Annotated in this window: 17 protein-coding genes; 5 read left to right on the forward strand and 12 right to left on the reverse strand. The window is 38.6% G+C overall.

The genetic code is table 11. The annotated features are described in order from the left end of the window. Positions 1-5: 5 nt before the first annotated feature. Positions 6-3,068 (reverse strand): TAT-variant-translocated molybdopterin oxidoreductase, encoded by a 3,063-nt coding sequence (locus tag G3I01_RS02230; protein WP_219550682.1) that lies wholly within the window; start codon positions 3,066-3,068, stop codon positions 6-8. 48 nt (positions 3,069-3,116) lie between these two features. Beyond that, positions 3,117-4,475 (reverse strand): c-type cytochrome, encoded by a 1,359-nt coding sequence (locus G3I01_RS02235; protein ID WP_219550683.1) that lies wholly within the window; start codon positions 4,473-4,475, stop codon positions 3,117-3,119. Between the two features lie 225 nt (positions 4,476-4,700). Between G3I01_RS02235 and G3I01_RS02240 the strand changes: the two genes are divergently transcribed. After that, positions 4,701-5,090, forward strand: a complete 390-nt coding sequence (locus tag G3I01_RS02240) for an SPOR domain-containing protein (RefSeq protein WP_219550684.1) — start codon at positions 4,701-4,703, stop codon at positions 5,088-5,090. 71 nt (positions 5,091-5,161) lie between these two features. Here G3I01_RS02240 and infB read toward each other — a convergent pair whose 3' ends face one another. The 3 genes from infB to rimP are packed head-to-tail and all read right to left on the reverse strand — an operon-like array spanning position 5,162 to position 9,699. Further along, complete coding sequence (infB, locus tag G3I01_RS02245) at positions 5,162-7,939, reverse strand: translation initiation factor IF-2 (RefSeq protein WP_219550685.1); 2,778 nt, start codon at positions 7,937-7,939, stop codon at positions 5,162-5,164. A gap of 53 nt (positions 7,940-7,992) precedes the next feature. After that, positions 7,993-9,225 carry a transcription termination factor NusA gene (gene nusA / locus G3I01_RS02250; RefSeq protein ID WP_108170420.1) on the reverse strand — a complete coding sequence of 411 codons (1,233 nt, stop codon included), beginning with the start codon at positions 9,223-9,225 and terminating at the stop codon, positions 7,993-7,995. Positions 9,226-9,237: 12 nt separating this feature from the next. Next, complete coding sequence (gene rimP, locus G3I01_RS02255) at positions 9,238-9,699, reverse strand: ribosome assembly cofactor RimP (RefSeq protein ID WP_219550687.1); 462 nt, start codon at positions 9,697-9,699, stop codon at positions 9,238-9,240. Between the two features lie 251 nt (positions 9,700-9,950). Between rimP and G3I01_RS02260 the strand changes: the two genes are divergently transcribed. Further along, positions 9,951-10,778, forward strand: a complete 828-nt coding sequence (locus G3I01_RS02260; RefSeq protein ID WP_219550688.1) for a universal stress protein — start codon at positions 9,951-9,953, stop codon at positions 10,776-10,778. Here the strand turns inward: G3I01_RS02260 and G3I01_RS02265 are convergent. Continuing rightward, positions 10,775-12,304, reverse strand: a complete 1,530-nt coding sequence (locus G3I01_RS02265) for a hypothetical protein (RefSeq protein ID WP_219550689.1) — start codon at positions 12,302-12,304, stop codon at positions 10,775-10,777. The two genes, G3I01_RS02260 and G3I01_RS02265, sit on opposite strands and share 4 nt — an antisense overlap. A gap of 186 nt (positions 12,305-12,490) precedes the next feature. Between G3I01_RS02265 and G3I01_RS02270 the strand changes: the two genes are divergently transcribed. From G3I01_RS02270 to G3I01_RS02280, 3 genes are all read left to right on the forward strand, one after another. Continuing rightward, on the forward strand, positions 12,491-12,706 hold the full coding sequence (locus G3I01_RS02270) for a hypothetical protein (protein WP_219550690.1): 216 nt from the start codon (positions 12,491-12,493) through the stop codon (positions 12,704-12,706). Positions 12,707-12,788: 82 nt separating this feature from the next. Further along, positions 12,789-13,406: a metallophosphatase domain-containing protein gene (locus G3I01_RS02275; RefSeq protein WP_219550692.1), complete on the forward strand. Its 618-nt coding sequence runs from the start codon at positions 12,789-12,791 to the stop codon at positions 13,404-13,406. Positions 13,407-13,540: 134 nt separating this feature from the next. Then, a complete protein-coding gene (locus tag G3I01_RS02280) occupies positions 13,541-13,870 on the forward strand; it encodes a hypothetical protein (protein ID WP_219550693.1) in 330 nt (109 codons plus the stop codon). A 210-nt stretch (positions 13,871-14,080) separates the two neighbouring features. Here the strand turns inward: G3I01_RS02280 and G3I01_RS02285 are convergent, their stop codons facing one another. From G3I01_RS02285 to G3I01_RS02310, 6 genes are all read right to left on the reverse strand, one after another. Further along, entirely contained in the window at positions 14,081-15,433 is a 1,353-nt protein-coding gene (locus G3I01_RS02285; RefSeq protein ID WP_219550694.1) for a capsule assembly Wzi family protein, read from the reverse strand. A gap of 59 nt (positions 15,434-15,492) precedes the next feature. Beyond that, positions 15,493-17,898 (reverse strand): tyrosine-protein kinase family protein, encoded by a 2,406-nt coding sequence (locus G3I01_RS02290; RefSeq protein WP_219550695.1) that lies wholly within the window; start codon positions 17,896-17,898, stop codon positions 15,493-15,495. Between the two features lie 2 nt (positions 17,899-17,900). Further along, positions 17,901-18,701, reverse strand: coding sequence for a polysaccharide biosynthesis/export family protein (locus G3I01_RS02295; RefSeq protein WP_219550697.1), 801 nt, complete (start codon positions 18,699-18,701; stop codon positions 17,901-17,903). Between the two features lie 60 nt (positions 18,702-18,761). After that, entirely contained in the window at positions 18,762-19,886 is a 1,125-nt protein-coding gene (locus tag G3I01_RS02300) for an MraY family glycosyltransferase (RefSeq protein ID WP_219550698.1), read from the reverse strand. 136 nt (positions 19,887-20,022) lie between these two features. Further along, complete coding sequence (locus G3I01_RS02305) at positions 20,023-21,210, reverse strand: glycosyltransferase family 4 protein (RefSeq protein WP_219550699.1); 1,188 nt, start codon at positions 21,208-21,210, stop codon at positions 20,023-20,025. Further along, positions 21,207-22,076, reverse strand: coding sequence for an SDR family oxidoreductase (locus G3I01_RS02310; protein ID WP_219550701.1), 870 nt, complete (start codon positions 22,074-22,076; stop codon positions 21,207-21,209). Before G3I01_RS02310 ends, G3I01_RS02305 begins: the two co-directional genes overlap by 4 nt. Positions 22,077-22,080: the final 4 nt, after the last annotated feature.

A 22,080-nucleotide genomic window follows, 5' to 3' on the forward strand; every position in this document is an offset into this window, starting at 1 on the left:
TTATTTTAAGCTTCGGTTGTATTTCTAACTTTTGTCTGGTACATCACGTTTGGTTTTGTACCTACATACTCAAGCAGATGATACATCCTGTCATCATTTTTCTTTTCAAGAATTTTTGATTCCTTGTCATTTACATCTCCAAAGACCATCGCCCCTTTATCACAAGCTGCAGAACAGGCAGTATGGAATTCACCATCTTTGATCGTTCTACCTTCACGCTTGGCATCAAGGATCGTTTTCTGAGTCTTCTGGATACACATTGAACATTTCTCCATAACCCCTCTTGAACGTACTGTAACATCTGGGTTAAGTACCATTCTACCAAGGTCATTGTTCAGGTGATAATCAAACTCGTCATTCTGAGCATAGTTGAACCAGTTGAAACGACGAACTTTGTAAGGACAGTTGTTAGCACAATATCTCGTACCAACACATCTATTATAGATCATTTGGTTTTGCCCTTGTCTACCGTGTGAAGTTGCCGCTACAGGACATACAGTTTCACAAGGCGCATGGTTACAATGCTGACACATTACAGGCTGGAATACAACCTGAGGATTGTCTGCAGGCTCTTCTAATTCTCCAAATTCTGATAGAGAACTTCCAAGACCACCAATATTTTCCTTTTTCTCCAGGTCATCTGTAAAGGTATCTTCAGAAGAGAAATAACGGTCTATACGCAACCAGTGCATATCTCTAGACTTTCTTACCTCTTCTCTACCCACTACAGGTACATTATTCTCTGAGTGACATGCGATCACACAAGCTCCACATCCAGTACAGGCATTAAGGTCTATACTTAGGTTGAAGTGAGGCCCAGTAGTCCTGTCAAAACTATCCCAGATATCAACCTCTGGAGAAGTAACAGGAGTTTCCTGGTGATCTAATGAAACTTCAGGAGTAGAATTCCAAACATGAGCGTCTTTGGTGTTAAAGATCTCAAGGTTAGTTTCCTTGATGATATCACCTCTACCCATTAAGGTATTATGAAGCTGAACACATGCAAATTCATGCATACCCGCAGCCTTTTCAATTTTTACTTTTTGTACCGAGCTGAAGTTCTTATACAAAGGATAAGCGTTTACCCCTGTTTGCATTTCTTCCTGAACTCCTGCCTTTCTTCCATAACCAAGCGCAAGACCTACAGATCCTTTTGCCTGTCCAGGCATAATATATACTGGCACATTTTTAACTACAGTATCACCAACCGTTAAATTAACATAGCTTCCGTTAAGTCCACCATTGGCAACATTCACATTCTCCAATCCAAGCTCATCAGCATCAGCTCTAGAAACGGTTACGTAGTTATCCCAGCTCGCTCTGGAAAGCGGATCTGGTAATTCCTGCAACCATGGGTTATTAGCCTGCTGGCCATCCCCAATTGCAGTATTTGTAAAAAGAGTTAACTCATAACCTTCACCTTCCAACTCATCCATATTGAATGAAATTGAAGAAGAGTTTGAATTTTCAGAAACCGGAAGAGCAACAGGAGACGTAGCTTCAAATACTCCATCATGTAGCACTTCACTCCAGTTTCTTTCACCTAATCCTGCAGACCAGGTCTCTTTAATATATTCATAATAAGAAGCATTGTTCCCTGACCATTTCAAAAGAGTATCCTGAAATTGTCTTGTATCAAACAATGGTCTAATAGTTGGCTGCATTAAACTGAAAGATCTTTCACTAAACTGAATATCTCCCCAGCTCTCCAAATAATGAGGAGTAGCAGCAACGTATTTACTTAATTTTGATGTTTCATCGATCCTTGTAGTAAAATCTACTACAGTTTCAACCTGTTTAAGACCTTCTACGAATTCATCTCCGTTTGGAAGAGTGTGAACCGGATTAAGGCCAGCGATCAAAAGAGCACCAACACTTCCGTTATTCATATCTTCAACAAGCTGGGCAACATCACCTGCGTTACCCTGACGAATAACTCTGGCATTCGAAGTATCCATAACACGGCTTCCAAGAGCCTCATTGATCTCCAATACCCATGACTGAACTTCTTGATCTGGAACTCCACTCACAACTACAGCACCGCTACCAGCCTTTCTTAACTGACTCGCAGCTTTCACCACAGCATCATCTATTTTAGACGGAAGATCACTAGTAGAAGAACCTCCAGCAATATAACCTCTTAAGGCCGCCATTACAGCTTTTTGCTGAGAAGGCTTTAAAGGAACACGCTTATCTGCATTTGCTCCGGTTAAAGACATATTAGATTCGAACTGAATATGACGAGACATATTTCCATTCTCAGGAATTCTAGTCTTCGCAAAAGCAGAATCAAATCCACCTCCGTGCCAGTCTACAAGGAAATCTGCACCTACACTAACCACGGTCTTAACTTTAGAAAAGTCGTAGTTTGGCAACGCACGTCTTCCATATTTAGACTGGAATGCATTAAGAGCCGCATCTTCTGAAACTGCATCATACACTACGTGACGTACATTTCCATATTTTGAAGAGAACTCCTGAATAAGTTTTGAAGTCGAAGGACTGGCGAATGTTTGAGTAAGAAGAACAATTTCTCCACTGGAATTATCCAGTGCAGAAGAAACCTCACGGTCAAATTCTTCCCAGGAAACATTTCTTCCCTCGATCATTGGGCGTTTTACCCTTTTTGTATCATACAACGACAATACCGAAGCATGTACACGGGCATTAACACCGCCTTTAAACTTCGAAAGGTCATTATTTTCAATTTTAATTGGTCGACCCTCACGAGTTTTTACCAAAACGCTTGCGAAGTCGAAACCGTCAGCAATCGTAGATGCGTAATAATTCGCGATCCCAGGAACAATCCTATCGGGTTGCACCACATAAGGAATGGATTTTACCACAGGGCCTTCGCAGGCAGCCAGTGATGCCGCTGCTGTACTGAACCCAACATACTTAAGGAAATCTCTTCTTGAAGTTTTAGAATCTCCAAGACTCTCTTTATCCCCAAGGAAGTCCTCTACCGGGATCTCCTCAGCGAATTCCTTCTGTTGGAGCGTCTCAACAACAGAGCTGTTTTCATTTAGCTCTTCAACACTTTTCCAGTATTTCTTGTTTGATGACATATTATATCTAGATATTAGCTTCTTAAATTATACCTGAATCTCAGGATTTTAGTAGTGACACTTACCACATTCCAATCCGCCCATCTGAGCAGCAGTAAGCTCTTCTACACCATATTTTTTCGATAACTCCTCGTGGATCTTTTCGTAATACTCATTACCCTCGATCCTGATATTGGTTTCACGGTGACAGTTAATACACCATCCCATTGTTAAAGGAGCGTCTTGATATACAATCTCCATCTCCTGGATAGGACCGTGACATTTCTGACACTCGATCCCCGCAACACTTACGTGCTGAGAGTGGTTAAAGTAAGCAAAATCTGGAAGGTTATGAATGCGCACCCACTTCACAGGTTTTTCCTCTCCAGAATAAGTTCTGGACGCAGGATCCCATCCGGCAGCATCATATAGCTTCGCGATCTCTTTATCGTAAAATTCTTTTGAATATTCCTCTGTAGCAGTTTCAGGAGCCACTTCAGCAATTGCTTTGTGACAGTTCATACAAACATTTAGAGAAGGGATCCCTGAATGCTTTGAAGTTCTTGCAGAAGAGTGACAATACTTACACTCAATCTGGTTATCTCCCGCATGAATTCTGTGAGAATAATGTATTGGCTGAATTGGCTGATAACCTTTATCAACCCCAACCTGCATTAAAAATCCGTAAGCGAAATAACCAACTGCCAAAAGCACGATTATTGAACTCACCAATACAAGGAATTGATTTTCTACAAAAGCTTTGTAGATAGGTTTTCTTTTTGGTTTTTCCGGTATTACGATCCCTGATGCATCTGCAAATGTTCTAAGGGTTTTATTCACAAGGAATAGAACCAGTAAAAGAATAGCCAATACAAAAACAAGGATTCCAAGGATTACATCTGTAGATACTCCACCAGAACCTCCGGTTGCACCTGCTTCACCAGCAGCACCCCCAGCAGCAGCTTGTGGCTCAGGCTTTGGTTGCTCAACATAAGCAAGGATATTATCAATATCACTATTGCTTAATTGAGGAAATGCAGGCATCGCGGTTTGACCCCACTCATTGTAGATCTCGTTAGCCTGAGAATCTCCGCTAGCGATCAAAGAAGCAGAATTCTTTACCCACTCATGGATCCAGTCCATGTCACGTCTATCTGTCACCCCATGAAGAGCAGGACCAATAGAGTTTGAGTAAGGTTTATGACATGCAGCACATAAAGAATTAAACAATTCTTTACCGGCAGCAGGATCACCTAGATCTGAACCTCCGGCATCTGCAGCTGCAGCTTCCTGTTCAGGCTCAGCCTGGGCTGTCGCATCTTGCGCCGCCTGAGCTTGCGAAAACCCACTTAGGGTAAATGTCAATAAAAATGCTACGCTTAATAGTAGTTGTCGCGAAGTTGAATGGCGGAAAATCACCTTTTTCATATTATAAGTTCGATTAACGTCTAAACTTTGGTACGGTTTTTACACTCAGTATTTTAGGGCTAAAAACCTAAAAAGGTACCTTTAAATTCGTGCACAAAAGTAATACATACAGACGATTTTAGGAATGTTACATAAGTGTTAATGACTAATTTATATTAGTTCTAAATAATAAATTACAACCTGTTTAAGTTATTTAATTTTACATTTGTCAAAAGTCAAATTACTATGAGAAAACCAAAAAGCCTGCACCTTTTCGCTCTCACTGCATCTCTTTGTTTTTTTAGCCTGAAAATGAGGGCTCAACAAGGTAACGTGAACATTCAACAAAATGAGAAGATAGAAAAATTAATGGATGTGAAAGCTGAGTTGAATAAAAATAACCAGATACGAGACCGTTATGTCATCCAATTATTCTACGGTGATAATGGAGAAGCTAACGAAGTAATCAAGAAATATAGAGATCTTTACTCTTACAGCTCCCAAATTACTTATGAGGCTCCAAATTATAAGGTTTGGGTAGGAAACTTCAGAAATCGCCTGGAAGCAGATAGAGCATTATTAAAGATAAAAGAAAATTTTCCGGCAGCATTTATTCCGAAGCCACAACGAAAATAACTTAAAACATTATCCAATAAAAAAGCGACTCAGAATTGAGTCGCTTTTTTATTATTATATGATATCCTAGATTACTTAAGGGTCTTCTTAACCTCAACTTCTCTGAAGGCTTCAATAACATCACCCTCTCTAATATCATTATAGTTCTTAACCTGCATACCACAGTCGTAACCTTTCTTAACTTCTTTTACATCGTCTTTGAAACGCTTCAATGAAGCAAGCTCTCCTGTATACACAACAACTCCGTCTCTAATAAGGCGTACTCCGGCACTTCTATAAATAGTTCCTGAAGTCACCATACATCCTGCGATAGTACCAATCTTAGAGATTTTGAATGTTTCTCTGATTTCTGCAGTACCAGTAATCTCTTCCTTCAATTCAGGAGAAAGCATACCTTCCATAGCATCTTTAAGATCATTGATCGCATCGTAGATGATCGAGTAAGTTCTGATATCGATTTCTTCCTTATCGGCAACCTGTCTTGCATTTCCTGCAGGACGAACGTTAAATCCAATAATTACCGCATCTGATGCAGAAGCAAGCAACACATCACTTTCAGTGATCGCACCCACTCCTTTATGTATGATATTCACCTGGATCTCTTCAGTAGAAAGTTTCTGGAAACTATCTGTAAGAGCTTCAACAGAACCATCAACATCACCTTTAAGAATAATATTCAATTCCTTAAAGTCTCCAAGAGCTATACGTCTACCAATTTCATCAAGCGTAATGTGACGCTGAGTTCTAACATTCTGCTCACGTTGTAACTGAGTACGTCTAGCTGCGATGTCTTTAGCTTCACGCTCATCTTCCATCACCTTGAAGGTATCACCCGCTTGTGGCGCACCATCAAGACCCAGGATAGATACCGGTGTAGAAGGACCAGCTTCTTTAACCTCGTTACCACGCTCATCGTGCATAGCCTTCACCTTACCGCTATGTCTACCAGCAAGAACATAATCCCCAACTTTAAGCGTACCAGCCTGTACAAGTATTGTAGCAATATAACCACGCCCTTTATCAAGGAATGCTTCTACAACTGTACCCTTGGCAAGCTTATTAGGATTAGCCTTCAACTCAAGGATCTCAGCTTCAAGAAGTACTTTTTCAAGTAATTCTTTTACGCCCGCCCCTGTTTTGGCAGAAATATCATGCGACTGTATCTTACCACCCCAGTCTTCTACAAGAAGATCCATGGAAGCAAGTTTTTCTTTAATTTTTTCCGGATTTGCCGTTGGCAAGTCAGATTTGTTGATCGCAAAAATGATTGGAACTCCCGCCGCCTGAGCGTGAGAGATCGCCTCTTTAGTTTGAGGCATCACGTCATCATCTGCCGCGATCACGATAATCGCAATATCGGTAACCTGTGCACCACGAGCACGCATCGCCGTAAAGGCTTCGTGACCCGGAGTATCAAGGAAGGCAATTTTCTGACCACCTTCAAGTTTTACCCCGTAAGCACCAATATGCTGTGTAATTCCACCACTTTCTCCTGCGATCACATTCTCTTTACGAACGTAATCAAGAAGCGATGTTTTACCGTGGTCAACGTGACCCATTACGGTTACAATCGGAGCTCTGGTTTCAAGATCTTCAGGATTCTCTTCTACTTCTTCTACAGTTTCTTCAACATCTGCAGTAGTGAATTCCACCTCGTAACCAAATTCTTCAGCAACGATACTTAATGTTTCAGCATCAAGTCTCTGGTTCATGGTAACCATCATACCAAGAGACATACATGCAGAGATCACTTTAGTTACAGAAACATCCATCATGGTTGCAACTTCACTAACCGTTACGAATTCAGTAACTTTTAAGATCTTTTCATCAGATTCCTGTTGTGCAAGATCCTGCTCAGACCTCTGACGGTGTTGATCTCTTTTCTCTCTACGATATTTAGCACCTTTACCTTTAGAAGATTTCCCCTGAAGTTTTTCAAGTGTTTCACGCACCTGCTTTTGTACTTCTTCCTCAGTAGGCTCCTCTTTAGTAATAGGTTTACTTCTTTTTCTTCCGCCTTTATTAGCTCCACCACGTGGGGCATTTCCACCTCCACCTTTTACATCTTTACTAATACGGCGACGACGTTTCTTACGTCTATCACTGTCTTTTTTATCATCCTCTTTCTTCTCATCCTTCTTCTTGACAGGCTTTTTGAATTGAGAAAGGTCGATCTTTTTACCAGTAAAGTTAGGACCACTAAGCTTAGTATACTTGGTCTCTATAGTAGTAGATTCCTCTTTAGCCTCTTCCTCTTTAGCAGCAACCTCTTCTTTCTTAGGCTCCTCCTTCTTAGGCTCTTCAGCTTTTTTCTCTTCTTTCTTAGGAGCTTCCTCCTGCTTAGGCTTTTCTTCCTTCTCTTCAGCTTTAGCTGCAGGTTTTTCAGTCGGCTTAGTCTCTTCAGCTTCTTTGACAGGCTCTTCAGCTGGAGTTTCTTTCGTTTCTTCTTTAGGGGCGGCTTCTTCCTCTTTCTTCGGCTTATCACCAGATTTATTATCCAGATCTATCTTACCGACAGGTTTTAGACCCTCGAGTTTCGCTCTGGCTGAGACAGACTCTTCCTCTTTCTCCTTCTTAACCTCTTCAGCCTTACGTTTTTCCTCAATTTCCTTGCGCAGCTCTTCCTTCTCCTTCTTTCTCTCTTCTCCAACTTCTTTGGAAGCCACCTTTTTACTCTTATCGGTCTGGAACTCGTCAGAAAGCACCTCGTAGATTTCTCCCGAGATCTTGGTAGTTGGACGTGCGTCTATCTCGTAGCCTTTGGAATTAAGATATTCCACAGCCCTGTCTAACGAGATATTGAACTCACGTAGAACTTTATTTAATCGCGTTGTTTTCGCTTCTGCCATAAATTGCCCTCTAAATTAACCTCTTTTAATGTATTCTGTATTCTAAAAAAATATTATTCTTCAAATTCTGAACGAAGTACAGCCATTACATCCTTAATGGTTTCTTCCTCCAGATCTGTACGACGAACAAGATCATCTACATCCTGCTCTAACACAGCTTTCGCTGTATCCAGACCAATTTTAGAAAATTCGGCGATCACCCAATCTTCAATTTCGTCTGTAAATTCTTTCAATTCAACATCTTCTTCAACACCTTCACGATACACATCAATCTCATAACCGGTCAACTGACCTGCTAATCTAATATTGTGCCCACCTCGACCAATTGCTTTAGAAACTTCTTCTGGCTTCAGCATAACCTCTGCCGTTCTTGCTTCCTCATCCATTTTAATGGAAGTTATTTTCGCCGGACTCAATGCCCTGGTGATAAATAACTGCTCATTATTGGTGAAATTGATCACATCTATATTTTCATTCCCCAATTCACGTACAATACTATGAATTCTGGAACCTTTCATACCTACACAAGCACCAACAGGATCGATCCTATCATCATAAGAATCTACCGCTACTTTGGCTTTTTCTCCAGGAACACGAACTACTTTCTTGATAGTAATTAAACCATCAAAAACCTCTGGGATCTCCTGTTCGAATAACTTCTCAAGGAAAGCCGGAGCGGTTCTGGACATTATGATCGTAGGCTTGTTACCTTTTAATTCGACGCTTTCTATAATTCCCCTTACATTTTCTCCTTTTCTGAAGAAATCTGAAGGAATCTGTCGGTCTTTTGGAAGCACAATCTCATTACCTTCATCATCAAGAAGAATAATGGCTCTGTGCCTTATATGATGAACTTCGGCAGTATAAATCTCTCCTTCAAGATCTTTAAACTGCTTGTAAATATTCGTATTATCATGCTCATGAATCTTAGAGATCAAATTCTGACGTAGCGCCAAAATCGCTCTTCTTCCAAGATCTACCAGCTTAACTTCTTCTGAAACATCTTCACCAACCTCAAAATCGGGCTCGATCTTTCTAGCCTGAGATAAAGAGATTTCCCTGTTAGAATCTTCAACTTCACCATCGGCAACCACAATTCGGTTTCTCCAGATCTCAAGATCTCCTTTATCCGGGTTTACAATAATATCAAAATTATCGTCTTCTCCATACTTTTTCTTTAAAGCATTTCTAAAAACATCCTCCAGGATCGCCATCAGCGTGACACGATCTATAAGTTTATCGTCTTTAAACTCTGAGAATGACTCAATCAACGCGATATTTTCCATATCAATTTGTGATTAAAATGTTATTTTAACTTTTGCTTCCACAATATCAGCATAAGGCAACACGGCCTCTTTCTGAACTGTAACCTTGCCCTTACCCACCGGTTTAGGCTCTCTCGCTTTCCATGAAAGCTTTATTTCCTTATCATCTGCAGATAGAAGCTCTCCTTCGAATTTTTCATCCTGAGTCTTCACCTTTAACCTGCGACCTAAATTCTTTTTGAATTGTCTCGGCATTAAAAGAGGTTCAGAGACCCCGGCCGAAGTAACTTCTAGAGAAAAATCCTCCTCTTCCCTGTCCAGGTTATGCTCTATGGCACGACTAACCATGATACAGTCATTTACTGAAACGCCTTCATCACCGTCCAACACGATCTTGATATGGTTGGCGGAGTTTACCTCAAGGCTTATTAAAAATAAGGAATTATTTTCTTCAAAAACCTTCTCTGCTAACTTTTCTACCTTCTCCTTCAGCATATGTTTATAAAAAGAGGGGACTTTTGTCCCCTCGCTGTACTTTTTTTAGTTTCAACGCTGCAAATATAGCAATATTTTCCAAGTATAAAAACGTGAAAATAAATGAAATGAGCTAAAACGTAAATTCTCTTCAAGTAACCGCTTTAATCCCCAAAATACCTTCAACTATAAAAAAACATTTTACCTGGACCAGATAAAATATTCTTCGTAAATTTAATAGTACATTAATTACTAAGCATTTAACTTCAATCATGAAAAATATCCTAGTCCCTACCGACTTCAGCGACCAGGCTGAAAAGGCATTGAAAGTCGCTGCGCAACTCGCCAGGAGATTTGATGGCGAAATTTATTTACTCCACATGCTGGAGTTACCCCTTCAGCTAATTGATCCAGTGGGCGGTAGCAGCCAGAATCTCCCTGAAGCCATATTCTTTATGAAACTCGCCCATCAGCGATTTAATAAGATCATGAAGGAGCCATATCTGGAAGGAATAAAAGTTCACGAAACAGTAGAGTTTCACCGTGCTTTTGACGGTATTATGGAGATAGGTAAAGAGAAGAAATGCGACCTTATTGTGATGGGGTCACATGGCACCAGTGGATTCCAGGAAATGTTCATTGGCTCTAATACTGAAAAGGTGGTAAGACATTCAGAGATTCCTGTTCTTGTTATCAAAAACGAGATCTCCGATTTTGCAATAGACAATTTTATATTCGCTACCGATGCAAATCCTAATAACAAGAAGACTTTAAGCAAAGCTTTGAAATTCGCTCAAACACTTGGTGCGAATCTTCACCTGTTATTTATTAATACCCCTAATGATTTTGTAACCAGCAAGGAGGCTCACAATAGGATAAAGGAATTTGTTGGTGATCTTGAACCTAAGGTACACCAGATTCATATATTTAATGATATAAGTGTTGAACAGGGAATACTAAACTTTGCCAATAAGTTCAATGCCGGGCTAATTGGTATAGCTACCCATGGCAGGAAGGGTATTGCGCATTTTTTCAATGGCAGCATAAGCGAGGATCTGGTAAACCATTCTACCAGACCAGTAGTTACCTTTAAGATCTAAAGAAAAGACTTTAAAGCACCATTCTTTAACAGGTTCCAAAGATAATTCCAGAAAGATTTAGTGGTATCCCTTTGATAACTGATCTCTTTATAATTTGCTTTATTATTCAATGCTTTATTTCGAACTATCAGGTTAGCCAGACCAGATATTATTTTATTCTTCCTTTTACCGTCCTTGCGTAAAACTTCAACTTTAAAATCCTTATACTCCAATCGCATCTCTCCCTGGGCCTGATTTTCATTTCCGTAGAAATTGAAATACATATTAAGGATCTCTCCACTAGCTTCAATATTCATCCCAGCTTTAAAGAACTCATTCATCTGCGCTGCGGAAAGTCTTCCCATATCTCCAGAAATCTGGAACTGGTCTGAGCGACTACTTACATCGAATTGCCATTCTATGTGTAATGGCGCACCCTTCATAAAACTAGCATTGGAAATTACCTGAATTTTAGGAAAATCTTCCCGCCTTATACCAATATTGGTAAAGTTCGAAATACTCATATTAAGATCTGAAAATTCCACCATCCCAGCCTCCCGGTCATCACGAATATTTTCCTCGTACTTTAAGTAACTATCCGCAATTTGGATAGAATCAAACTGTATTAGAATTGGCATTTTCCTGATCATCTCGCTATACATGGGTTTGAAGCTATTATCGTCAGGTAGTGTTTTATCACGGTATATTTTGAAATTTGCGCTCTTTAATTCAGTGTAAGGATTCTGGAATTTAAGTGAATCATTCTGCATGGTCCAGTTCAAATCCGCCAGTAAAATTGTATCTATTGAAAGCTGATATCTGTCCTTTTCTTTATTTATGGTTTTTTGAAAAGCTTCTTTAGAAAATTTTGGATTGATGCTAAGATCTGCTATAGTCACTCTATTATTGTCAATTTCGAGATCACCTATAGCCAGTTCGTGCTGTTTATCCATATCATAGAACAGGCTATCGGCATTCAACAGAATAAGTTCATAATTAAACGGAATGGTTTCCTTGAGGGTTTGTGCATTGACCCGCACCTGCTCCATCGTTATAGCTTTCAAATTCGCGAAGAGGCGGTGACTAGTGCTATCTTCTTCAAAGATCTCAAAGCTCCCGTCCCTAATATTCACATTTTTGATGAGGATCTTATTTTTGAATTTAGAAGATCCTTTCGCTTTATCAGAATTAGTTGAATCTTCGGACTTCTTTTGAAAATTGTAGAATTTAACCACTGGTTTTGAGATCTGAAGATTTCCAACCACAATATCCTTTTTAGTTATGTAATTCCAAATGTGAATATCATTCAGTTTGATCGTATCCACCTTTAAGGTCTTATTTTCCAATTTTGCAAAAGGATTGATAACCTCAGCCTTACGGTCAAGCAATTTTACATCGACCTTATCAAAGGTCACTTTTGCTTTTTTAAGGTTATCTTCTATGCCCGTCTTTATTCTCTTCTCCAGATAATTATTTAAAAAGAGAAGACCTATCGCCAGAAGACCAATTCCAATAAGAATTCCAACGGCGAGTTTAGTATTTTTCATCAAGTGAATAGCTTTTTGTGAAAACCAATTTACAATTCCGAAGTCTACCTGCGCCCCGTTTAAGAATTTTTAACTTAAAAGTTTGTGAGCCAGATGTTGCCAAAGTTAAATTTCTGTCAAACTTAATTTTTTACTTTCCTGGTCCGGTATTTGGGTGTTATATTTGACCAGATTCAAAAAGAAAAAATGTTTTTAAAAGTAGGTATAAAGATTTTGTTTTTAATAACCGAGATTTTCCTTGGTTTTTACAGCTTGGTGGTTAGCGAAAGCTTGCTGATAAAGTTTATCTTTTTTGCCGTTACCGCAGCAATTATTGCTTTTGGTATGTTAAAAACTATCAATAAAATATTACCCGCAGATAAGAGCCTGGTAGATATTCAGGCAGAAGAGAAAGAAAAATAGATTTAAAAGACCATTGATGAAAATCCGTTGATAACCTCAACGGATTTTTTTATTTAAATTACCCATCATCTAAACTGAAAATATGAGGCTTATATGTTTGGCCGACACTCATAACAGACACAATGAAATTCCTATTCCAAAAGGGGACATACTTATCCATGCGGGAGATTGCACAGACGGTGGAACCAGAAACGAAAGCGAGAGTTTTCTAAAATGGTTCTCTTCCCAGCCCCATAAATACAAAATTTTAGTGCCAGGTAACCATGACTTTTATTTTGAAAAGCCTGAAAATCTTAAAAATATACCTGAAAATATAGAATTACTTCTGGATAGAGGAATTGAAATAGAAGGAATAAAATTCTGGGGCTCTCCGGTTACACCAGGTTTGGATAACTGGGCTTTTAACAGGGAAAGGGGAAAAGCAATTAAAAAACATTGGGATCTCATCCCTGATGGCACTAAAATTTTAATTACTCATACTCCTCCCTTCGGAATTCTGGATGAAATTGGAAGTGGAATTCACTTAGGCTGTGAAGAATTAACAAAAGCCTTACGAGTTGTTGAACCAACCTACCATTTGTTTGGACACATTCATCACGCATCCGGGTCGACCAGCAGGTCCGATATTAAATATTTTAACTTATCAATAATGGACGAACGCTTGAGAATCATGCATTCTCCAATTATTATAGATCTTTAATCCCAATGTCTTCTTAAGGATTATCAGCTCAAGTTAAAAATTTATTAATCAGGTATTAATTAGATTTTTCTTAACAGCATTTATGCTGTCTATTAGTAATTTAGCCTCGTCGATAATGATGAAAAAGAAGTTAAATGAATACAATTACTACCCCCGAGATAATTGACCAGGTTAAGGATCTCATTTCTTACAGCATAATAAATAAGAACGTTGAAAAGTCAAATTTTCAAACGATGCACCGGGCTTTGGTGAAAAAATATTTTGATGCCAAGCATGTAAATATCGATTATCAGGAACAAACTATAGATTTGAAACTTCCGGTAGGTCAGAATAAATACACGCAGATTACTTTTGAATGTCAGAATATCGAACGATTCTTAAAATCGTGTTTGAAAAAAGATGATAAGAGTATTTTCTTTTACCAGAGCTTGCTGAATCATTACAATATTATATCTGCAGCTTAAAAAATTCAATATCCTATACTAACCCAATCTAAACCTGTTCCCTACACGGGTTTTTTTTATGCCTAATTTTCTTTTACTGATTCATTATTAATAATTCTTCATTGTTGTATCTTTTCGAAAGAGTGCAGCGACCGAGAAATCTCTTTCGGTTGCAGAATAGAAAACCCGGCTTTGGACCGGGTCGGAGATATACTTCTATCTAAATTAAAACTAGAACTGCCTGGACAGACTTATCCCGGCTCCAAAAATGGGTTTCTCCACCGAGTTTACATCAAGCCCTAAGCTTAGGTCTGCCTTTACCGGAAGATTTAAAACCCTCCATTTAGAATAGAAATTAAAAACATTCTCATCCAGACCTTCTGGATTCAAAGGTTGTCTAAAGGTGCCTTCGTTATGACGATAGGTTAATAGAATTTTATATGGGAAGCTTTGCGAATAATTAGAGAACTGCCCTCCAATTCCAATATGATGTGCGCTGAATTTGTTGTTAATTACCTTATTAGTTGTAGAATGGTAAGTAAACAATGGTGATCCAAATACTTTCCCATTAAAAGCCCAACCCCTGGTATAGAATCCACTATTAAAATAATTATCTGCTCCCCAGGCGTTCACATCATTACTTTGATCGCGCGTGGTATAATATTCGTAAATCAATGAATTTACAAGTTTATCCTCCTCATAAAATTGCCAGAACAAACCGTATCTACCATCAGGAAAATTAGCCAAGCGGCTTCCTGAGCCATCCTCAAATATTGAATTATAAATAAATTTGAGTTCTGATTGTTTAAATCTTTTAGTTAGGTATAGTTCCCATGAGCCAAGATGATTGCCTAAAGCATTTTCCTGATCTCCCTGAACAGCTGTTTCACCTCCTGCTCTTCCGCCAACAATGCGTAAATAATCTTTTATAGATTCAGGTTGATCTCCAAAACTTTCTGAAGTTCCTCCCCATTGTGCAAAATGTTGGATTCCTCCCTGTAAAGTAAAGCTTTCGGAGAAATTGAGAATCAACTGCAGCTTTTTGTGATGGGTAAAACGATTTGAAAAATGATGATCATTCTGATAATAATCTTCCCAGGCAAAGATCAATCCTATTTTTTTATTTGTAGAGAAATAGACTGGCTCATTGGTTTGGATCTGGAGACCAAAAAGAGGCCTGGAATTTATAGACCATAATATATTTTCGTTAGTAGCACTTAAACCATTATATAATTCGGGCTCCTGCTTTCTTCCCCCAATCACCTGAAGCCACTTATATTTGAAATCGGCATAAAGTTCATCTATAAATACCTCTTCGCCAAAGGTATCCTGGTAGAGGATCCCCCCTCCAATTTCTAGATTCGAATACTCAAAAAAATTGTAATTCAGTCTTCCATTTATCCAGCCATCAAAGTTGGTATCTTCTGAAACTCTGCCTCGTTGATTGGAATAAAACCAGAAGGGCAAATCCTCTCTAGAAGAATAGTATCCCTCTAAATTTACGCTTCCGGAAAATTCGGCCTGAGCTAGAACGAATTTCGAAGAGGTTAGAAAAACGATCGATAAAACAAACTTAAATCTCATGCAAATAAAAATTAGCCCTGAGATGGTTCAGGGCTATATAATTTAAATTTAGTAATTCTTTAGAAGGCAGCTACTTTACCTTTTAATCTCTTCATAAAGGATTTTTTCTCCTCCCCGTAGGCATAACCATATTTATTACCGTAACCGAAGTTAGCCCACTTCACATCATTTAGTACAAAGCTCAGATCACTGAATTTCCCATCATTTTTAGCATCTACGGCGAACTGTAGCAATTTCTTTTCGGTATAACCTGCTCTTACTACATATAAAGTAAGATCTGCCCATTTATTGATAAGGAAAGTATCTGTAACTAAAAGAGATGGGGCCGTATCTACGATCACATAATCATACATAGTTTCCAGCTCTTCAAACATCTCCCCGGTTTTGCTCCTTCTCCATAATTCAGATGGGTTTGGAGGAATGGTTCCTGAAGGTAATAACTGGAGATTTGGATTCCCGGTATTGGATTCTCTGATAAGGTCCTTTAATTTAAGTTCATCCTTGGCCAGATAATCGCTGACACCTATATGCTCACGGGCATCGATCTCAAATCTTTGTAGCTGTGGATTTCGAAGATCGGCTCCAACAAGTAAAACCCTCTTGTTGGTATTGGCCAGGGTAACCGCCAGGTTAAAAGAAACCAGGGTCTTACCCTCTCCTTTTACGGTAGAGGTTACAAAAATGGTATTCCCTCTTTCTTTATCTGCCGTATTTATAAGTAAATACTGCAGGTTGGTGTGTAGAATTCTGAAAGACTCCGCAAGTACACTACGATCATTTTTAAGGATCATCTCACTTTCTCTCTTTTCAACTCTTGGGATCTCGCCTACTACCGGAATTTGCTTAGCCTGTTTTTCCAGGTCTTCACGACTCTTAACTTTATTGCTTAATAAAGTTTTTAGGTAGATCGCCAGAAAAGGGATTAGAAGTCCTAAAATAAAAGCCGCCAGAAGAATGATCTTAGGTTTCGGCGAAACCGCTCCTACAGAACTATAAGCCCTGTCCACGATCTTAGCTTTGGGAGCAGTAACTGCGAGGCTTAAAGAGTTTTCTTCTCTTTTCTGAAGTAAGAATAAGTAAAGGGATTCTTTGATATTCTGTTGTCTTTCAATTCCACGATATTGCCTTTCCTTGGCAGGCACGGCAGAAATCTTCGAATTAATTACCGAACCCTGTCTTTCCAGTTCCTGCTGCGAAACCTGGAGGTTTGATCTTAGTCTTTCAAAACTAGCCAGAACGTTCCCTCTTATTTGTTCGATCTGGCTGTTCAATCTTTTAACTACCGGGTTCTTTTCGGTAGATCCGCTCAGGATTCTGTTGTGCTCCAATACCAGGTTATTATATTCCTCAATACTGGCATTCACAGATTGTTCCTGTATTCCAAGATTTGCCGGCAAAAGGTCTGAACCTGAATCACTCTTTAAATAACTGATCATGGTATTGGCCAGTTCCAGCTGAGTCCCTATCTCTTGTTCCTTTTTATTATAGTCGCTCACATTCTCGATAAACATCTCAGATTCAGCTTCAATATTGGTCAGCTGATTAGCTTCCTTGAATTCTTCCTTGCCTGTTTCTACAGAATCCAGTTCTTCATTTATGATCTGCAACCTCTCATCTATAAAAGTGGCGGTATTCCTGGCAACAAGGTTTTTGTCTTCTATAGCTTCCTGGTTATATTCAAAGATCAGTTGATCTAATATATCCTGAGCTTTTTCTTTTACCGAATCATCCAACCCTAATTCAATAAGGCTAGAATTCTTATCGGTTAGATTGATCTGAAGTTTAGACCTGTAATTTGAAACTACCGACTCTATATTGGAAAACCTAATTATCAGTTCCGGAAATTCCGGATCTTGCCCTGAACCATATTCTGTATTTTCAACCAGAATGATATCTGCAAAAGCGATCTCCATCGGCTGACCTATCTTACCTTTATATACCTCTTCGGTTTCAGTATTGATCAACTGAAATTCGTTCCCGGTTCCTTTTTCGAACCTGAAATTATTTTCAGCCTCCCTGGAAAATTCCGCAAGTGCTTTTTCATCCATCTTTAATACCTGCACAAAATATGGAGTGTTCCGGTAAAGCTCAGGACTTTTGACGGCATCTTCGTTGAAATAGGTGATATTAAGATTAAGTGCCTTGATAACATTAGTCATCATTCTTTTAGAACGCAGGATTCCGATCTCATTTTCTATGGAAGCCGTGCCCATTCCGCCTAAAAGGCCCAGATCGGCAAAGGCGGCCATTTCAGAAGAAGGAGATTTACCTTTTTCATCTTTAATGATGATGCTGGCTAAAGTATGATAGGTTGGAGTGGTGACTTTTAGATAGGTGAAGGCCAAAACCACACATACCAGCACACCTAAAACAAACCAGGGCCAGTGCTTTAAATATCTTTCCAGTTCGTCCCGTAGATCTATTTCCTCTTCTTGTGGACGATTATTGTGATTTGATTGTGACATGACTAATTGGTAATTAAAACTGCTAATGAAATTAAAACTGACGCGATAGAGATATAAACCCCGGCATTACGGTTATAGCTGGCAGATTGCATCTGCGCTCCATTGGGCTCCACATAGACCACATCGTTTTGCTGTAAATAATAAAATGGTGAATTGATTACGTTCGGGTCTGTAAGATCAAGATATTCATGGATCTTCTTGCCATTTTCTTCCCGCATTACCAGCACATTATCACGTCTTCCATAAATGCTAAGATCTCCAGCAAATCCCAGCGCCTTTGGAAGGCTTAAGTATTCATCTCGAATATCAAAGGTTCCCGGCCTGTTCACCTCTCCCAAAACACTCACCTGGAAGTTGACGATGCGCACATTTACAATGGGATCCTGAACATACTCGCTAATTTCAGTTTTCAACTTAGATGCGAGTTGCTGTCGATTAAGTCCAGTGACATTTGCAGTTCCCAGTACAGGAAATTCAATATTCCCATCTGAATCTACCAGGTAGGTCTGTAATTGCTGTCTTCCATTCACCGAAAGGCCGCCAAGTTCGGCACCTCCCTGGGGAACACCTATCACCGGAAGGTTAAAAGGCAGTGCTGCCTCCTGTTCTGGAGCAGAGACACTAATAGTCAAAAGATCGTTGCTCTTAATTTGCAAGCCGGTCTTTTTAGTTTTATCCATAACGGCCTCAGCTTTTTCCAGTCCCTGGAAGTAAACGATCTCTTTCCGGGAAACACAGGAAGTACTTAGTACAGAAGCCAAAAATATGATAATAAGTGGTCTGAAAAATTTGGGGTATTTCATTTCCATAAAATTTGTGCGAATATAAACTTTTTAAATTGTTAAAAAAATGTGAAATATCAATTAAGCAAATGAATTCAGGGCTTTATGATCATTTGCTTTTTTTCGTAAAAAACCGAATAAAGCAACAATAAGAATAGCAATCAAAAGCATGGCCAGAATCAAAAGATTATGTTTTAAATATTGACTCAAAATGATAAAACTTGTTATGACCAGAACATTTAAAATTGCCAGACTAAAACTAGCTTTAAAATGAGACAATCCCAGGTCTAGCAAAATATGATGTATATGGTTTCTATCTGCTTCAAAGGGACTTCTACCATCAAGGATCCTCAATATCATAACCCTTACGGTATCGAATAGCGGTAGGAATAAAACAGATGCCAGATAGACCAGCCTGGCGTTATTAAGGTAGGTCACTTTAGAATCGAAAGGTAAGGCAATGATCTTTAGGGTAAGGCATGCGATCACCAGCCCAATAATTAGTGAGCCTGAATCCCCCATAAAGATTTTATTTTTTCCCCGGGAAAAATTAAACCTTAAATAGGCAAACAGGATTCCGGCCACACAGATACTTATCAAAACAAAATAAGGATTTCCCGATTGGTAAAAGGCCAAAGCAAATGCCAGAGTGATCACGATCCCGGCCATGGAAGCCAGTCCATCTATCCCATCAATAAGGTTAAAAGCATTAATAACGGCTACCACTATAAAAGCGCTTATAAAATATCCTAGCGTATCTGGTATTTCATAGAATCCTAAAAACCCATGCAAACTGGTTAATTGTAATTCAGGTGAAAATACCAGGAAAAAAGCGGCACTTAATTGTCCAAAGAGCTTAACCCTGGCTGTAGAAATAACCAGGTCATCTTTAAGTCCAACCATAAACAACAAAGTGGCCGCAACAATAAGATGATTGCCGGTAAAAGTAGTCTTTACACTTTGGAGCATGGAGATGATCAATACCAGCACGATAAAAAAGGCCACTCCTCCAAAATTAGGAGTTTCTAATGAATGAGAACTACGCTCATTGACCGTTTTCATCAAGTTCTTCTCTTTAGACACCCAGAGAACCTTAGGTATAAAGTACCAGGTCGCGCAAAAAGCTATACCAAAAACACAAAAAACGAAGAACAAATAATTACTGCGAAATAATCCCAGGATTACCTCATGGTCTAGAATATTCATTTGAAAAAGTAGATTAGGTTAATATTGAAAAAACCTACTGGTAGGGCAATAAGTTTGGTAAAGTATTTCCGAGACCTATTATTGAAATTTGCTTCAGTAATTAAGATCTCTGAATAAAATTAGGAATTGAAAAAAATTAAACGCTTTGTGAAATTTTATAGACTGCAGCTTTAACTGAAAATCTATCTTGCAATAAAGACTCGCTAGACTTACCCATTTTAACTCTTATTCTATTGTCTTCTATTAACTTCAATGCATTGTTCATTAATTCGTGGTCATTTCCATTGACAGAAACCAACCCGGCTCTTGCCTCATTAATTACTTCAATTACATCATTTCCAGGATTAACACTTCCCAGAATGGGTAAGCCCTGAGCCATATACCCCAGTAATTTTCCCGGAAAATTATGAGTAGAATGATCTCTATGTAAAGTGAAAAGTCCGACATCAAATTCACTTAACATTAATCTATATTCTTCCTGGTTAACAGGTTCTAGTAATGTTATATTTTTTAATGCTTTCTCCTCGATGGCCTTCTTTACAAGAGCAAACTCATTTCCGGAACCAGCAAATACCAAGTGTGCATTTTTTTCATCTTTAAGATTTTCTGCCAATCTAACCAGGTTCATCATATCCTGGGCCTCACCCATATTCCCCCCATAGAACAAAACTAACTTATCTCTTAGGTTCAATTTATTTCTATATTTCTCATCTTCGGAAACAATCGGGATTTCACTGCTCCAGTTATAAAGGACTTCTGATTTATTGGTCAATCCAAACTTTTCATTAAACCATTGTAGGTTCTTTGGTGATTGCAGTCCAATCCGATCAGCTGCTTTATAATTGATCTTTTCAAATTTTCTAAAATAGGATGCAATGGCCGATTTTTCTTTAATTAAACCGTGATCTATAACCCACTGCGGAAAAAGATCTCTTAGAATTAAATAACTTTTTGCATTCCATTTCTTTTTCAATTTCCTAATTAATGGCCCAAAAAATATAGAAGGAGAATAAGAAACAATTAAGTGAAATTGATTCTCCTTAAAAACAGGTTTTAAATTTTTGTAAGCATTAAATGATAATGCAGTTTCATTAATCGCACGTTTAAATTTAGATTCATCTTTCACATTTGGCGACCGAAATCTATAAACATCTATCTCATCAATTTCATCTAACTCATACTTGGAAGATATTCTATAATCTGGAGTGGCAACTGCAACCTGATGGCCGTCTTTAAAAAAAGCTACCGCCAGCTCATGCATCATCTTAGCTCCTATTTTTGTACTATGTGGTAGATAATCATCTACCAATAACAGTATTTTCATACCAGCTCTAAACTATAATTTTTATAAAGCTCGGGATACGACTTCATAAAGGTTAGCATATCTTTTACCATCATGGTATAAGAGGGTATGGCTGTCTTTAATTCTTTCCGGGTATCAAGGAATGATTTATCTACACTTTTGCCTTCTACCGCATTAATACTAATTTCCTTGCCTGTTTCCGCTTTAAAAATTTTCAGCAAATCATATTTATTAATCGGAATACCATTGGTCACGTGATATAAACCCTTAAGGTTTTGTTCGATTGCAGTTGCAATTACTTTTGCTAATTCCGTAGTGGTAACTCCACTCCAAATCGCTTTGGTAAATCCATTGGTTTCTCCTTGTTGGTTCATAAACCAATGAAACAAACCTTCACCATTCTGTTTTAACTCAGGTCCAATAATGGAGGTTCTTAAGGTTAGATGTTCCGAATTCTCAACTTCTCCGAGAGCTTTGGTTTTTGCATAAACATCCTTTCCATCCTTTTCATCAATTTCTGTATAAGCACCTGTTTCTCCTGAGAAAACACAATCCGTTGAAATATGTATAAGTTTTGCGCCGGTTTCATCACATTTTTTTGCAAGAAAATGAGGTAAATATGAGTTTAGATAAATTGCGTTCGCTGGATTATCATTTGCACCCTTTATAAGCACTCCCACACAATTTATGATAAAATCAGGGTCTACTTTTTTTATAAGGCTATCAAGTTCTTGTTGGTTATGAAGATCTAAAATTACACTTTGAGGTGTCAATTTGTTGCGAAAACTAACATCGGTAATTTCATATTTATCATCTTCTTGTAAACGGTAATATACCTGGTGACCCAACATACCCGTAGAGCCTAAAATCATTATCTTTTTTCTCATAAAA

This window comes from Gramella sp. MT6 (genome assembly GCF_019357415.1).
Taxonomy (GTDB): Bacteria; Bacteroidota; Bacteroidia; order Flavobacteriales; family Flavobacteriaceae; genus Christiangramia.

Bases quoted from the DNA above. Each gene is read 5' to 3' on its own strand.
- G3I01_RS02230 (WP_219550682.1), bottom strand. From the start codon at position 3,068: ATGTCATCAAACAAGAAATACTGGAAAAGTGTTGAAGAGCTAAATGAA.
- G3I01_RS02235 (WP_219550683.1), bottom strand. From the start codon at position 4,475: ATGAAAAAGGTGATTTTCCGCCATTCAACTTCGCGACAACTACTATTA.
- G3I01_RS02240 (WP_219550684.1), top strand. From the start codon at position 4,701: ATGAGAAAACCAAAAAGCCTGCACCTTTTCGCTCTCACTGCATCTCTT.
- infB (WP_219550685.1), bottom strand. From the start codon at position 7,939: ATGGCAGAAGCGAAAACAACGCGATTAAATAAAGTTCTACGTGAGTTC.
- nusA (WP_108170420.1), bottom strand. From the start codon at position 9,225: ATGGAAAATATCGCGTTGATTGAGTCATTCTCAGAGTTTAAAGACGAT.
- rimP (WP_219550687.1), bottom strand. From the start codon at position 9,699: ATGCTGAAGGAGAAGGTAGAAAAGTTAGCAGAGAAGGTTTTTGAAGAA.
- G3I01_RS02260 (WP_219550688.1), top strand. From the start codon at position 9,951: ATGAAAAATATCCTAGTCCCTACCGACTTCAGCGACCAGGCTGAAAAG.
- G3I01_RS02265 (WP_219550689.1), bottom strand. From the start codon at position 12,304: ATGAAAAATACTAAACTCGCCGTTGGAATTCTTATTGGAATTGGTCTT.
- G3I01_RS02270 (WP_219550690.1), top strand. From the start codon at position 12,491: ATGTTTTTAAAAGTAGGTATAAAGATTTTGTTTTTAATAACCGAGATT.
- G3I01_RS02275 (WP_219550692.1), top strand. From the start codon at position 12,789: ATGAGGCTTATATGTTTGGCCGACACTCATAACAGACACAATGAAATT.
- G3I01_RS02280 (WP_219550693.1), top strand. From the start codon at position 13,541: ATGAATACAATTACTACCCCCGAGATAATTGACCAGGTTAAGGATCTC.
- G3I01_RS02285 (WP_219550694.1), bottom strand. From the start codon at position 15,433: ATGAGATTTAAGTTTGTTTTATCGATCGTTTTTCTAACCTCTTCGAAA.
- G3I01_RS02290 (WP_219550695.1), bottom strand. From the start codon at position 17,898: ATGTCACAATCAAATCACAATAATCGTCCACAAGAAGAGGAAATAGAT.
- G3I01_RS02295 (WP_219550697.1), bottom strand. From the start codon at position 18,701: ATGAAATACCCCAAATTTTTCAGACCACTTATTATCATATTTTTGGCT.
- G3I01_RS02300 (WP_219550698.1), bottom strand. From the start codon at position 19,886: ATGAATATTCTAGACCATGAGGTAATCCTGGGATTATTTCGCAGTAAT.
- G3I01_RS02305 (WP_219550699.1), bottom strand. From the start codon at position 21,210: ATGAAAATACTGTTATTGGTAGATGATTATCTACCACATAGTACAAAA.
- G3I01_RS02310 (WP_219550701.1), bottom strand. From the start codon at position 22,076: ATGAGAAAAAAGATAATGATTTTAGGCTCTACGGGTATGTTGGGTCAC.